Origin of the sequence: Aliisedimentitalea sp. MJ-SS2, from assembly GCF_032586155.1 — a bacterium.
Lineage (GTDB): Bacteria > Pseudomonadota > Alphaproteobacteria > Rhodobacterales > Rhodobacteraceae > JAWHTC01.
The window spans coordinates 946,042-959,608 of sequence record NZ_JAWHTC010000001.1 but is presented as its reverse complement, the minus strand read 5'-3'; the positions used below and the strand labels follow the sequence as shown (position 1 = coordinate 959,608).

At 62.4% G+C, this 13,567-nt stretch carries 14 protein-coding genes; all 14 read left to right on the top strand.

The features are described 5' to 3' along the window. Nucleotides 1-2: 2 nt before the first annotated feature. Nucleotides 3-1,064 carry a glycosyltransferase family 2 protein gene (locus RXV86_RS04725; protein WP_316297885.1) on the top strand — a complete coding sequence of 354 codons (1,062 nt, stop codon included), beginning with the start codon at nt 3-5 and terminating at the stop codon, nt 1,062-1,064. Nucleotides 1,065-1,183: 119 nt separating this feature from the next. After that, a complete protein-coding gene (locus RXV86_RS04720) occupies nt 1,184-2,146 on the top strand; it encodes a phosphoadenosine phosphosulfate reductase (RefSeq protein WP_316297883.1) in 963 nt (320 codons plus the stop codon). 63 nt (nt 2,147-2,209) lie between these two features. After that, the gene (gene pyrC, locus RXV86_RS04715) at nt 2,210-3,247 is read left to right on the top strand and encodes a dihydroorotase (RefSeq protein ID WP_316297882.1); all 1,038 of its coding nucleotides are present in this window, start codon (nt 2,210-2,212) and stop codon (nt 3,245-3,247) included. Between the two features lie 81 nt (nt 3,248-3,328). Further along, nucleotides 3,329-4,009, top strand: a complete 681-nt coding sequence (locus RXV86_RS04710) for an orotate phosphoribosyltransferase (protein WP_316297881.1) — start codon at nt 3,329-3,331, stop codon at nt 4,007-4,009. Nucleotides 4,010-4,237: 228 nt separating this feature from the next. Then, nucleotides 4,238-5,722, top strand: coding sequence for a replicative DNA helicase (locus tag RXV86_RS04705; RefSeq protein ID WP_316297879.1), 1,485 nt, complete (start codon nt 4,238-4,240; stop codon nt 5,720-5,722). Beyond that, entirely contained in the window at nt 5,722-6,150 is a 429-nt protein-coding gene (locus RXV86_RS04700) for a nuclear transport factor 2 family protein (RefSeq protein ID WP_316297877.1), read from the top strand. The genes RXV86_RS04705 and RXV86_RS04700 overlap by 1 nt, the downstream gene beginning before the upstream one ends. A 4-nt stretch (nt 6,151-6,154) precedes the next feature. Continuing rightward, entirely contained in the window at nt 6,155-6,556 is a 402-nt protein-coding gene (locus RXV86_RS04695) for a VOC family protein (RefSeq protein WP_316297875.1), read from the top strand. Between the two features lie 60 nt (nt 6,557-6,616). Continuing rightward, the gene (locus tag RXV86_RS04690) at nt 6,617-7,381 is read left to right on the top strand and encodes a DUF1194 domain-containing protein (protein ID WP_316297873.1); all 765 of its coding nucleotides are present in this window, start codon (nt 6,617-6,619) and stop codon (nt 7,379-7,381) included. Nucleotides 7,382-7,637: 256 nt separating this feature from the next. Continuing rightward, nucleotides 7,638-8,579, top strand: a complete 942-nt coding sequence (locus tag RXV86_RS04685; RefSeq protein WP_316297872.1) for a 2OG-Fe(II) oxygenase family protein — start codon at nt 7,638-7,640, stop codon at nt 8,577-8,579. A gap of 6 nt (nt 8,580-8,585) precedes the next feature. Then, nucleotides 8,586-9,824 carry a peptidase T gene (pepT, locus tag RXV86_RS04680; RefSeq protein WP_316297870.1) on the top strand — a complete coding sequence of 413 codons (1,239 nt, stop codon included), beginning with the start codon at nt 8,586-8,588 and terminating at the stop codon, nt 9,822-9,824. Between the two features lie 340 nt (nt 9,825-10,164). After that, nucleotides 10,165-11,202 (top strand): alanine racemase, encoded by a 1,038-nt coding sequence (alr, locus tag RXV86_RS04675; RefSeq protein WP_316297869.1) that lies wholly within the window; start codon nt 10,165-10,167, stop codon nt 11,200-11,202. After that, nucleotides 11,199-11,981 (top strand): ABC transporter permease, encoded by a 783-nt coding sequence (locus tag RXV86_RS04670; RefSeq protein WP_316297868.1) that lies wholly within the window; start codon nt 11,199-11,201, stop codon nt 11,979-11,981. The genes alr and RXV86_RS04670 overlap by 4 nt, the downstream gene beginning before the upstream one ends. An 87-nt stretch (nt 11,982-12,068) precedes the next feature. Further along, nucleotides 12,069-12,815 (top strand): ATP-binding cassette domain-containing protein, encoded by a 747-nt coding sequence (locus RXV86_RS04665; RefSeq protein WP_316297866.1) that lies wholly within the window; start codon nt 12,069-12,071, stop codon nt 12,813-12,815. Between the two features lie 234 nt (nt 12,816-13,049). Next, nucleotides 13,050-13,499: a paraquat-inducible protein A gene (locus tag RXV86_RS04660; RefSeq protein WP_316298449.1), complete on the top strand. Its 450-nt coding sequence runs from the start codon at nt 13,050-13,052 to the stop codon at nt 13,497-13,499. The last annotated feature ends 68 nt before the right edge of the window (nt 13,500-13,567 follow it).

The following is a 13,567-nucleotide window of genomic DNA, read 5'->3' as shown; positions in this document are numbered from 1 at the left end:
CTTTGAAAATCCTTGCAGTCCTCACGGTTCGAAACGAAGGCGCCTACCTACTGGAATGGCTCGCCCACCATATGGCCGTGGGTATCACCGATTTCCTGGTCTTTTCGAACGATTGCGACGACGGCACCGACACTATGCTCGACCGGCTCGACGAGATGGGCCTTGTCAAACACATCCGCAACGACGGCCCCCATGACAAAGGGGGCATCCAGTTCACGGCAATGAAACGCGCCGACAAACGCCCCGAGGTGCGCAAAGCCGACTGGGTGATCACCTTGGACGCCGACGAATTCATCAATATCCATGTCGGCGATCACACCATCCCGGCGCTGCTGGCCGCCCTGCCGGATGCCACAGCCATCACCCTGACCTGGAGGCTGTTCGGCTCGATGGGGCTGGCGCGTTACGAAGACACTCCGATTCTCGACACCTTCACCCGTGCCGCCCCCGAGGTGATGTACTGGCCCTGGCGCGCCTCGATGTTCAAGACGCTCTACCGCGCCGACGGCACCTATGGAAAACTCGGCATCCACCGCCCGCGCCAGCCCGATCACGACCGGGTGGAGCAGGCCCGCTGGTTCGACGGCCACGGTCGTGAACTGGACGCAAAATTCAAGACCGCCAAGATCTTTTCGCCCTTTGGCCGGCCCAATTACGGCCTGGCGCAGCTCAACCACTATCCCCTTGGCAGCATGGAAAATTTCGTCATCAAGGCCGACCGAGGCCGGGCGGTACACGGCGATCACATGCTAGATCTCGACTACTGGGTCGAGCGCAACTACATGATCGAGGACGACACCAGCATTCAGGCTCTTGCCGCCCCCCGTTCTGCCCAGTTGGATGCGCTGGCATCGGATGTGAAACTCGCCGAATTGCACGCCGCCGCCGTCGCCTGGCGCAAATCCCGCTTCCTCGAACTGATGCAGCTGGAGCCCTATCGGGCCCTTTATGGCCGGTTGCTGCAAACCCCGCCCTCGCGCTCCGTACCGTTGCAAGCTGCCCACTTTCTGACCCGGCAGGCCAACCTTGGGCGGGCCGCCGAAAAGACAGCCGAAAAGGGCTAGCGCCTTACCCGCAAAACCCCACGGATTTTTCGCAATTTCGCCTGAATTGCCGCCTATCACGGTCGGCAAACACCCGACCAGCATGCATGAAAGCAGCGGCGAGCAGAGGCAAAAACGCGATGCAAGACACGCCCAATACGTTCGATACCCCGCTTGCGGGGCTCGACAAGGCAGAATGGCTGAACCGTCTGGCGGATATCGCCGACGAGCGTGGCCATTTCCAACCGCTTGGCCAAAAGCACCTCGCCGCTTTTGTCGATGCCGGCGCCACCCTTCTTGTCAGCTTTGAATCGATTCAAGGTATTCGCACGCTCTCGGACACCGCCCAGCCGCTGGGCTGGGAGCTGACCCGCGCGCTCGGCTGGTCGTCGCTGTCGGTGATTTCCGAAGGCGACACGTGGTTCCGCGACCCGGCGGTCTATGGCTATTTCGATGCGCTGATCGACGACGGGTTTTTCGACGAATTCGACAACATCATCTTTTATGGCGCCGGTCCCTGCGGCTATGCAGCGGCGGCGTTTTCGGTCGCTGCCCCCGGTGCCACCGTTCTGGCGATCCAACCCCAGGCCACACTCGACCCGCGCGTTACCGAGTGGGACGAACGCTTTGTCGAGATGCGCCGCACCTCGTTCACCGACCGCTACGGCTATGCCCCCGACATGCTCGATGCCGCATCGCACGCATATGTGATCTATGACCCCCAGGTCGAACTGGACGCGATGCATGCCGCGCTTTTCACCCGGCCCAACGTGCAGAAATTCCGTCTGCGCTTCATGGGGTCGACGATCCAGACCGAGCTTCTCGAGATGCAGCTCCTGTTCCCGCTACTGGCCCGTGCCGGTTCGGACAAGTTGAACACCACGAATTTCGCCCGCCTGATGCGGCATCGCCGGGAATACCCGCCCTACCTGCGTGCCGTGCTGGCCCATGTCGACCGACAGGACCGGCCCTGGCTTGCCACCATGATCTGCCGCAACGTGCTCAAACGCTTCGATCATGCCCCACGCTTTTCCCGCCGCCTGAAACAGCTCGAACGCGAGGCCCGCGACGGCGGCGTCGTCATTCCCCCCGAGCGGCTCTGATCCCCGGCCCTGCGCCGTTAAATCCTCTGGTCACCCGCTTCCGTTTGGGCTAATCGGCAGGGCATGACCCAGATCACCATTCGCCGCCCCGATGACTGGCACCTGCACCTGCGCGATGGCGCCATGCTTGCCGGTGTTTTGCCCGAAACCACCCGCCATTTTGCCCGCGCGATCATCATGCCCAACCTGGTGCCCCCGGTGGTAACCGGTGCCCAGGCCGCAGCCTATCGTGACCGCATCCTCGCGGCGATGCCCGATGGTGCCGATTTCACCCCGCTGATGACGCTCTATCTGACCGAGGACACCGACCCGAACGATCTCGCCGCCGCCCATGCCTCCGGCCTGATCACCGCCGTCAAGCTCTACCCCGCCGGGGCCACAACCAACTCGGCCTCGGGTGTCAGCAATTTCGAAAACGTCCGCGCCGTGCTGGATCGCATGGCCGAAATCGGCTGCCCGCTCTGCGTCCATGGCGAGGTCACCGATGCAGACATCGACATCTTTGACCGCGAGGCGGTGTTCATCGACCGCGTGCTCGACCCGATCCGCCGCGCCACGCCGGGCCTGCGCGTGGTGATGGAGCACATCACCACCTCGCAAGGTGCTGATTATGTCAAATCCAATGACAAAGACCTTGGTGCCACGATCACCGTCCAGCACCTCGTGCTCGATCGCAACGACATGCTGGTTGGCGGCATGCGCCCGCATTACTATTGCCTGCCGATCCTGAAACGCGGCTCCCACCGCGAAGCACTGCTCGCCGCCGCCACCTCCGGCGACAAACGCTTCTTCCTCGGCACCGACAGCGCGCCCCACCCGACCCACAAGAAAGAGGCCGAATGCTGCTCGGCGGGCTGTTTCACCGCCCCCAACGCGCTCTCGATCCTGGCCGAGACCTTCGCCGCGGCCGATGCGCTCAACAAGCTCGAAGGCTTCACCTCGCTCCACGGTCCCGCCTTTTACGGCCTGCCCGTCAACCAAGACACGATCACCCTCACCCGGCAGGCCGAGCCGATCACCTGGCCCGCCACCATCCCCGCCGGCTCCGAAACCGTCACAGTGTTCGACCCGGGCTTCCCCATCCACTGGAATGTCACCTGACCTCTTCCTTTTGCCAGAAATATCCCGGGGGTCCGGGGGCCGCGCCCCCGGGTCTCGCCACCAGAACAAGGGCCCGTACACATGATCCCCACGTCCTACCCCAGCAAAGATGAAATTGCCCGCCTCACCGCCCGGATGCTCCTGGAAATCAAGGCGGTGCATTTCAATTCGCGCGAGCCCTTTACGCTCGCCTCCGGCCTGCCCAGCCCGACCTATATCGACTGCCGCACACCGATCTCCTACCCGCGTATTCGCTCGACGATGATGGACTTCATGGCTGTCACCGTCATGCGCAACGCCGGGTTCGAAGCCTTCGACAACGTCGCCGGTGGCGAAACCGCCGGCATTCCTTTCGCCGCCTTGATGGCCGAGCGGCTCGGCCTGCCAATGACCTACGTGCGCAAGAAACCCAAGGGCTATGGCCGTGGTGCCCGGATCGAAGGCACCATGCACGAGGGCGAGCGCGTCCTGCTGGTCGAGGACCTCACCACCGATGGCGGCTCGAAACTCTCTTTCGTCGACGCCATCCGCGACACCGGCGCCACCTGCGCCCACACGGCGGTGATCTTCTACTACGGCATCTTCCCGGAAACCGAGAAGACGCTCGGTGATCACGGCGTCTCGCTGCACTACCTCTGCACCTGGTGGGACGTGCTGGCCGAGGCCAAGGCGCAAGGCGCCTTTGACGCCGAAACCCTGGCCGGTGTCGAATCGTTCCTGAGTGATCCGCGCGCCTGGCAGGAAATGCATAAGAAGGGCTGATACAGGCGCCGTCTTGACGCTTGGTCAATCTGTCCCGCAAAGCCTCGTGGGGTGGGCAATCTGCCCACCTTCACCCCCAAATCTTGACAACACACCCGCTGCGACCGCAATATCATGGGGTCGATCCGGGGTCAGGCGATACCCACAAACTATCCACAGAAACATACAATTTGCCCCCGCCGCCCGGCCCCGCGTATGACGTGGCCACGGCGACAGAGTGGAAGATCAATGAACGAAGTATCAACCTTCAACGCGACCGGTGCCGAGGTACAAAATCCCGACACCATGCCGCACTCGATCGAGGCCGAACAACAGCTTCTCGGGGCGGTCCTGACCAACAATGACATCTATGACCGGGTTGCCTCGATCATCACCTCGTCGCATTTCTATGACCCGGTCCATGCCCGCATCTATGAAACCGCCGCGGCCCGTATCGCCAAGAACAACCTCGCCTCTCCGGTGACCCTCAAGGCCTTCTTCGAAGATGATGACGGCCTCAAGGAACTTGGCGGCCCGGCCTATCTCGCCCGTCTTGCCGGGGCGGCGATCTCGGCCTTTGCAGTGCGCGATTACGCCCAGATGATCTATGACCTGGCGATCCGCCGCGACCTTATTGCCTTGGGTCGCGACATCTCGACCAAGGCCGCCAAGGTCGACATCGCGTCGGAGCCGAAAGAACAGATCGTCGAAGCCGAACAGGCGCTGTATCAACTGGCTGAACAGGGGCAGACCGAAAGCGGCTTTCAAAGCTTCCTCAAGGCCGTCACCGACGCGGTCAACGTCGCAAATGCGGCTTACCAGCGCGAAGGCGGCTTGGCAGGCGTCCCCACTGCGCTGGTCGACCTGGATGAAAAGCTTGGTGGATTGCACAAATCCGACCTTCTGATCCTTGCCGGGCGTCCCTCGATGGGGAAAACCTCGCTCGCCACCAACATCGCCTTCAACATCGCCAAGGCCTATAAACGCGGCACCCGCCCGGATGGCACCGAAGGCGCGATTGACGGCGGCGTCGTGGGCTTTTTCAGCCTTGAAATGAGCGCCGAGCAGCTCGCCGGCCGTATCCTCGCCGAAGCTTCGGAAATCTCGTCGCACAAGATTCGCCAGGGTGACATGGACGAAAGCGAATTCCGCCGCTTCGTCGATGCCGCCAAACAATTGGAAGCCTGTCCGCTCTACATCGACGACACTGCCGCCATCCCGATTTCCCAGCTCGCGGCCCGCGCCCGACGCCTGAAACGGATTCACGGGCTTGACGTTCTGATCGTTGACTACTTGCAGCTGGTGCGCGGCACCTCGGACAACCGGGTGCAGGAAATAGGCGAAATCTCGATGGGTTTGAAAGCCATTGCGAAGGAGCTCGACATTCCCGTCATCGCCCTGTCGCAGCTTTCCCGTCAGGTCGAAAGCCGCGAAGATAAGCGCCCGCAGCTTTCGGACCTGCGCGAATCCGGCTCGATCGAACAAGACGCCGACGTGGTCATGTTCGTCTATCGTGGCGAGTACTATCACGAGCGGGAAAAACCCGATGATGACAGCCCGAACATGGCCGAATGGATGGAGAAGGGCGAAAAGCTGCACGGCAAAGCCGAGGTTATCATCGGCAAGCAACGCCACGGCCCCATCGGCACGGTTGAACTCAGCTTCACGCCAGAATTCACCCGCTTTGGCAACCTCGTGAAACCCTGGCAACAAGGCGGCGGCGGAGACTTCTGATGCCAATCCACGCCTTCATGGATGCCTACAAGCGCGTCTGGGAAGCTCAGGACAGCGAGGGCTTCGCCGATCTGTTCACGCCGGACGGGCAATATTGGAACACCCCGTTCCAATGTCAGGACACCTGGGAGCTGCGCAAGGTTTACTGGGACCGGATCAAGCTGCAGGACAATATCACCCACTCCAACGAAGTGCTGGCAGAAACTCCCAATGGCGGATTCGCCCATTGGCATACCGAATACCAGGTCTCGTCCGAGGAGCTCTTTGATATCTGGGCCAAATCCACCGGCACCGGCCTGCCCGACCGCAAACCGGGTGACCCGCTGCCCTATCTCATCCTCGACGGGACGCTGGTGGGCCAGTTCAATCCTGAAGGTCTTGCCACCGAGGTCCGCATCTGGTGGCACTCCCGTGCCGAAATGCCCTGACGCCATGGCGCAGGTCACCGGTCTCAATCACATCACGCTTGCCGTTACCGAACTGCCGCGGTCCATCGCCTTCTACCGCGACCTTCTGGGCGGCCATCTGCGCGCTGGCTGGTCGGACGGGGCCTATCTCGAACTCGGAACGATCTGGCTGTGCCTGACCCGCGCTGATGCCGTCGATCAACGCACCGATTACACCCACATCGCGTTTTCTTCATCGGACTATCATACCCTTGCCGCCCGCATCGCCGCCCAGGCCCCGCTCTGGCAAGACAACCACTCCGAAGGCGGCTCGGTCTATTTCCTCGACCCCGACGGCCACCGGTTGGAACTGCATGACGGAACGCTGGAAACACGCCTCAACCATTACACCGCTCATCCCGAAAAAGGCGTGACTCTTTACGACTGATGACACGCGTCTGGACTTTGACGGACTGCCCGGTCTCAATAAGGCATGCGCCTTTTGTCCTTGATCCTCTGCGTGCTGGCCAGCGTCTCATACGCCGAGGAGGTTGATGTCGAACTGTTTCTGGCCGTCGACATGTCCCAATCCATGAGCTTCGAAGAACTTGACCTGCAACGCCAGGGCTATGCCGCAGCGCTCACCAGCCCGGAGGTCCTGCACGCCATCGAGCGTGGTCCGCTCGGCAAGATTGCCATTACCTATGTCGAATGGGCCGGGGTTGGAAGAATGCGTACCATCGTGCCCTGGACTCGGCTCGACACCCCAGACGATGCCGCCGAGATTGCCGAGGAGATCGCTACCAATTTCGAAACCACACAGCGCGGCACCTCCATGTCATCTGTTATGTTTTTTGCAGCAAATTCTTTTGAAGCCAATAAGTTCCGCGGCCTTCGCAAAGTGCTCGACATCTCCGGTGACGGCCCCAACAACACCGGCCCGCCGGTCGCCCCCACCCGCGACCGACTGCTGACGCAGGGCATCATCATCAACGGGTTACCCCTCATGCCCCATGGTCGCGCTTGGGACGAATGGAGCATCCCAGACCTTGATCTCTACTACGCCGAATGCGTCATCGGCGGCCCCGGCGCCTTTGTCCTGCCGGTGCGCGACTGGAGCGAGTTCTCCCGGGCCGTCCGCCGCAAATTGGTACTCGAACTGGCGGCGCGTCCGGCGCAACCTGAACGGCTCTGGCGCAGCCGTTCCTACGACTGCCTGGTCGGTGAAAAGATCTGGCATCGCAACATGCGACTCGATTTCTTCAGCCGCTGAGCCGTTTGTCCCTCCACGCAGGTAGAGGTCATGTTTGGCCTGGAGCCGACTTTCGAACTGCCTGCGCAATCCGACCGGCCGGGGAACCACCCCCCACCCCGGGGCATTTCCGGTCAGATGATGAGGCGGGCCGGGATGTTGGAACACAGCGGCTTGCGGTCGCAACCCGCAGCATGGCCCTCAACCGGGGCAGCGCTTATGGCCCGAGCACATGCACCCCCTTGCCAACCGCTTCCCGCCAAAGCACCTTGCCCCCATGTCCACGTCCGATATCCCGATCATCGACCTTGCCACCACGCCCGACCTGCCCGCCGCCTTTGCCCGCGCTTACGGCGAAGTCGGTTTTGGCTATATCATTGGCCACGGCATCGACCCCGCTCTGCGTGCGCAGGTATTCGACATGAACCGCCGCTTCCACGACCAGCCGCTCGAAACCAAGATGCAGGTCGAACTGGATGGTCATCACCGCGGTTACATCCCGATCAACACTTCAACAGACGTCAATTCGCAGCTCGCCGAGGTCACCAAGCCGAACCAGTCCGAATCCTTCATGATGATGCGCGAGGACGCGGCCCATGACCCGGCGCATTTCCTATCCGGCCCCAACCAGTGGCCCGACCTGCCGGGCTTTCGCGAGACGCTCGAGGCCTACCACACCGCCCTCCTACGGCTCGGACACAGCCTGATCCAGATCGCCCTTGCCGCGACCGGCGCCACGCCACAGGCCCAAGCCGAAACCCTCCAAGCCTTCGACACCCCCACCACCTGGCTGCGCCTGCTGCACTATCCTCCGTCACCGCCCGCAAGTGCCGAGGATCTCTACGGCTCGGCTCCGCATACCGATTTCGGCGCGCTCACCATCCTGGCCCAGGATGATGTCGGCGGCTTGCAGGTCCAGACCGAAACCGGCGACTGGATCGACGCCCCACCGATTCCCGACGCTTTCGTCGTCAATGTCGGCGACATGCTGCACCGGATGTCGAATGGCCGGTTGAAGTCGACTCCGCACCGCGTCATCAACCGCTCCGGGCACGAGCGCTATTCGGTGCCCTTCTTCTACGACCCGCATGTCAGCACCACCGTCACGCCGCTGCCCGGCACCGGCACGCCAAATTATGACCCGCTCAATTTCGACAACTTCCTGCGCGCCGAACTGGGCGCCGCCTATGACCACCACAAATCCCCGCCAAAAGGCTGATGACAAATGAAAACCCAATTCGATTCCGAGCTTGAAAGCCGTCTGACCCGCTATTGCGCCATCGACAGCCAAAGCGACGCCAGTTCCGCCACCTCGCCCAGCACCGCGATCCAGTTCAACATGCAGAACCAGCTCGTCTCCGAACTCACCGAAATCGGTGCCGAGAATGTGACGCTCACCGACTATGGCGCAGTTCTCGCCACCATACCCGGCAACACCGATGCCCCCACTATGGGCCTGCTCGCCCATGTCGACACCGCGCCGGGGTTTCACGCCGAAGATGTCAAACCGGTGGTGCACCGGGCCTATGACGGCGGTCCGATCCGGTTTGCCGACAACCCCGATCTGATCCTCAGCCCCAACGACTTCCCTTATCTGGCCGGGAAACAGGGCCATGACATCATCACCGCCTCCGGCACCACGCTCTTGGGTGCCGATGACAAGGCCGGCGTCGCCATCATCATGACCGCCATGCGCCACCTGCTGGACAACCCATCCATTCCCCATGGCCCGATCCGTGTCGCCTTTACCCCGGACGAAGAAATCGGCCGGGGCGTGCATGAACGTCTGCCCGCAGATCTCGCTGCCGATTTCGCGTTCACCTTCGATGGGGGTGCCATTGGCGAGATCGAGTATGAAAGCTTTTCCGCCGACGGCGCCAAGGTTCATATCGATGGGGTCTCGATCCACCCTGGCACCGCCAAGGGCAAGCTGGTCAATGCCCTGCATCTGGCCGCCAAGATCATTCAGACATTGCCTCACACGACACAGACTCCGGAAACCACCGACGGCCGCGACGGTTTCATCATGATCACCGACATGCAGGGCACCGCCGCGCAAGCCACGCTCACCTTCATCCTGCGCGATTTCGAGCGCGTCGGGCTGGCGGCCAAGGGCGATCTGCTGCGTCGCGTATGCGCCACCGTGCAGGCCACCGAACCGCGCGCCCGCATCCGCTGTGACATTACTCCGCAATACCGCAACATGCGCTACTGGTTGGAAGAGGACATGACACCGGTCGACCTCGCCCGCGCCGCCGCCCGCGCCGTTGGGGTCGAACCGCTTTCGCAACCCATCCGCGGCGGCACCGATGGCTCGCGCCTGACCGAACTGGGCATCCCCTGCCCCAACATCTTCACCGGCATGCAGAACCTGCACGGGCCGCTGGAGTGGATCTCGGTTCAGGATATGGGTCTGGCAACACAGGCCTGCGTGAAACTTGCGGCATTGGCAGCTGACGGGTGATCAGCTGCATGGAAAACGCGCTGCCGGGCAACTGAAACGCCCAGCGACCTTCTGCTGGTCACGCGCCAAACCGCCCAATCGCCAGATCGTGGGCTGGCGACCAAACGGTTGCGGCACCCCCATTATTGCCGAGAAACACGCGCCGCCCCGCAATGAAGCACGCCCTCTCGATATCGCCAGCCCTGCGGGCGATTTGGCGGTTGGGCGGCGGCCCAAGGGCCTTGAATCCGCCCAAATCCCGCTTAGCGAAAATTTACTCCAACAGAAAACCTAATCCCGCTGCGCATCATCTCTCACCATTCCCCCTTGACCTCTTTGCCCCCTCCGTGAACAAAGCCCCATGGCTACAGGAACTCTTTCAATCGATCTCGACGCGCTGGTGCAGAACTGGCGCAGCCTCGCGGCGCTTGGTGACGCGGAAACCGGCGCCGTGGTCAAGGCCGACGGCTATGGCCTGGGTGCCGCCAAGGTCGCCCGTGCCTTGGCCAAGGCCGGGGTGCGCCGCTTCTTTGTTGCCGTCGCCGAAGAAGGCGCCGCGCTGCGCGAAGCCCTCGGTCCCGGCCCGGAAATCAATGTTTTTTCCGGCCACATGTCCGGCGACACCGACATGATCGGCGACATGACGCTGACGCCGATGATCAACAATGTCGATCAGCTCCTGCGCCATGTCGAGGCCCTCCCTGGGGCCCCTTTCGGCATCCAGCTTGACAGCGGCATGAACCGGCTGGGCATGGAACCGGTCGAATGGGGCGCGGTGCGCGACATCGCCCTGGCCCAGAACCCGACCCTGATCATGTCGCATCTCGCTTGCGCGGATGAACCCAACCACGACATGAACCGCCAGCAGCTGGCCCAGTTTGCGGAAATGACCGCCGGTGTCGACGCGCCTCGCTCGCTTGCTGCCACGGGCGGCATCCTGCTCGGCAATGATTACCATTTCGACGTCACCCGCCCCGGCATCGGCCTTTATGGCGGGTTGCCCTTCGATCTCGCCACGCCGGTGGTGCGCCTCACCCTGCCGATGATCCAGACCCGCGATCTGGAACCCGGCGAAACCGTCGGCTATGGCAACACCTGGACCGCCGAGGTCCCATCCCGCATTGCGACCGTTGCCGGCGGCTACGCCGATGGCCTTTTGCGGGCGCTGTCGCATACCGGCCAGCTCTGGTTCGGCGACACGCCCTGCCCGATCCTGGGCCGCGTTTCGATGGACCTGATCGGCGTCGACATCACCCACCTGTCCGAGGTCCCTAACGCGCTCGACATTCTCGGTGCCAAGCAAAAGGTCGACGATCTCGCCGCCGCCGCAGGCACCATCGGATATGAAATCCTCACCTCGCTGGGCCCGCGTTACGCACGGCGGTACGTCGGCGGATGACCCTCACTGCTCCTCTCGCCGCCATTGGCCGCCCCGTACTGGCCGCGCTCGCCCTCATAGGCCGGGTGGCATTGTTTGCGTTAGAAACCGTCAGCCACCTGCTGCGCCCGCCTTTTTACACGCGTGAATTCCTGAACGCGCTGATCCAGATCGGCTGGCTGTCGCTGCCCGTGGTCGGCCTCACCGCGCTTTTCACCGGCGGTGCGCTGGCGCTGCAGATCTACGCCGGAGGCTCGCGCTTCAACGCAGAAAGCGTCGTGCCCTCGATCGTTGCCATCGGCATGGCGCGCGAACTTGGCCCCGTTCTGGGCGGCCTGATGGTCGCCGCCCGCGTCGCCTCCTCGATTGCCGCTGAAATCGGCACCATGAAAGTGACCGAGCAGATCGACGCCCTCGTCACCCTGTCGACCAACCCGATGAAATACCTCACCCTGCCGCGCGTGCTGGCGGCCACCCTGGCCGTGCCGGTTCTGGTCGGCGTCGGCGACGCCATCGGCATCATGGGCGGTTACCTCGTCGGCATCACCCGGCTTGATTTCAACGCCGCCGCCTACCTGAAAAACACCGTTGATTTCCTCGAAATGTGGGACGTGGTCTCGGGCCTGATCAAGGGCGCGGTCTTCGGCTTCCTCGTCGCCACCATGGGCTGTTTCTACGGCATGCACTCCGGCCACGGCGCCCAGGGCGTCGGCCGCGCCACCAAATCCGCCGTCGTCGCCGCCTCTGTCCTGATCCTCGCCGCCAACTACATCCTCACCGAACTCTTCTTCTCCGCATGACACACGCCCCCCTCTTCCTTTTGCCGTAAATATCCCGGGGGTCCGGGGGCAGCGCCCCCGGGTCTCTCCACCAGAGACACCGCCAGAATGATAGACCTGAAAAACGTCCACAAGGCCTTCGGCCCCAAACGCGTCCTGCAAGGCGTGAACCTGACCATCAACAAGGGCACTTCGATGGTCATCATCGGCGGTTCGGGCACCGGCAAATCCGTCGCGCTGAAATGCATCCTCGGCCTGATCGAGCCCGATGCGGGCACCATTACTCTCGACGGCAAGGACGTCCATTCAGGCGACCGCGACGCCTTCCTGGCGCGTTTCGGCATGCTCTTCCAGGGTGGTGCGCTGTTCGATAGCCTCCCCGTCTGGCAAAACGTCGCCTTTCGCCTGCTGCGCGGCTCGCTCAAACGCCCCAAGGCGCAAGCCCGCGAGATCGCGATCGAAAAACTCCGCCGCGTCGGCCTGAAACCCGAAACCGCCGATCTCTTTCCGGCTGAACTTTCGGGCGGTATGCAGAAACGCGTCGGCCTCGCCCGCGCCATCGCCGCCGAGCCCGAGATCATCTTCTTTGACGAGCCCACCACCGGGCTTGACCCGATCATGTCGGGCGTCATCAACGAGCTCATTCGCGAAATCGTGGTCGAAATGGGCGCCACTGCGATGACCATCACCCATGACATGTCCTCGGTGCGCGCCATTGCCGACAATGTCGCCATGCTGCATGACGGCGTGATCCAGTGGACCGGCCCGGTGGCCGACATGGACGCCAGCGGCGACCCCTATCTCGACCAGTTCATCCATGGCCGCGCCGACGGCCCGATCGAGGCGGTGCGCTGACGTAGGATGGGTGCCAACCCACCACTCCACCGTCCGGCCCGTTAACCTTCGTCGTTAACAACCACTTGCCGCACCGAACGCCCGACGGATACCCGACAGAAACCAGACGGAGTCCATACACCGGTTTTTCCCGGCCACCGAACGGTCATCAAAATGACCATCCGGTTAATTCGCCTCATTGCGTGAACAATCCCGAGCCCTTAGGTGATGACGAACGACAACCCCGAGGCCCCCATGCTGCGCATTGCCAACCTGTCCCTGCTGATCCTGTTTCCCATCGCCTGGTTTGCACCAATGATGCGCGCCGGCCTTGGCCTGCCGCTGTTTGACCTTGATGAAATCTCGGTGATTTCCGGGCTTCAGGCGCTCTGGGGCGTGGATGTCTTCCTGGCCCTTCTGGTCACGTTCTTTGCGCTTTTCGCCCCTTATATCAAGACGATAGGGCTTGCTCTTACGCATTTCAACCTGCTCTCTCCGGTGGTGGCACCGGTGCTGCATGTGCTGGGTAAACTGGCAATGGCCGACATCTTTCTCATCGCGCTCTACATCACGATTTCCAAGGGGATCGGCATCGGCAAGATCGAAACCGCCTGGGGTCTCTATCTTTTTACCGCCTGTATCATCGCCTCATTTGCAATCAGCATGCTGACCGAACGGACCCTCAAAAGATTCGGCGCGGTATAACCGCACACCGCACCGAACGGTCGCCTGGCAACGCGTTAACCACGGTGCCGGAAACTGCCATTCCAAAA

Bases quoted from the DNA above. Each gene is read 5' to 3' on its own strand.
- RXV86_RS04720 (WP_316297883.1), top strand. From the start codon at position 1,184: ATGCAAGACACGCCCAATACGTTCGATACCCCGCTTGCGGGGCTCGAC.
- pyrC (WP_316297882.1), top strand. From the start codon at position 2,210: ATGACCCAGATCACCATTCGCCGCCCCGATGACTGGCACCTGCACCTG.
- RXV86_RS04700 (WP_316297877.1), top strand. From the start codon at position 5,722: ATGCCAATCCACGCCTTCATGGATGCCTACAAGCGCGTCTGGGAAGCT.
- pepT (WP_316297870.1), top strand. From the start codon at position 8,586: ATGAAAACCCAATTCGATTCCGAGCTTGAAAGCCGTCTGACCCGCTAT.
- RXV86_RS04670 (WP_316297868.1), top strand. From the start codon at position 11,199: ATGACCCTCACTGCTCCTCTCGCCGCCATTGGCCGCCCCGTACTGGCC.
- RXV86_RS04665 (WP_316297866.1), top strand. From the start codon at position 12,069: ATGATAGACCTGAAAAACGTCCACAAGGCCTTCGGCCCCAAACGCGTC.
- alr (WP_316297869.1), top strand. From the start codon at position 10,165: ATGGCTACAGGAACTCTTTCAATCGATCTCGACGCGCTGGTGCAGAAC.
- RXV86_RS04660 (WP_316298449.1), top strand. From the start codon at position 13,050: ATGCTGCGCATTGCCAACCTGTCCCTGCTGATCCTGTTTCCCATCGCC.
- RXV86_RS04685 (WP_316297872.1), top strand. From the start codon at position 7,638: ATGTCCACGTCCGATATCCCGATCATCGACCTTGCCACCACGCCCGAC.
- RXV86_RS04710 (WP_316297881.1), top strand. From the start codon at position 3,329: ATGATCCCCACGTCCTACCCCAGCAAAGATGAAATTGCCCGCCTCACC.
- RXV86_RS04705 (WP_316297879.1), top strand. From the start codon at position 4,238: ATGAACGAAGTATCAACCTTCAACGCGACCGGTGCCGAGGTACAAAAT.
- RXV86_RS04695 (WP_316297875.1), top strand. From the start codon at position 6,155: ATGGCGCAGGTCACCGGTCTCAATCACATCACGCTTGCCGTTACCGAA.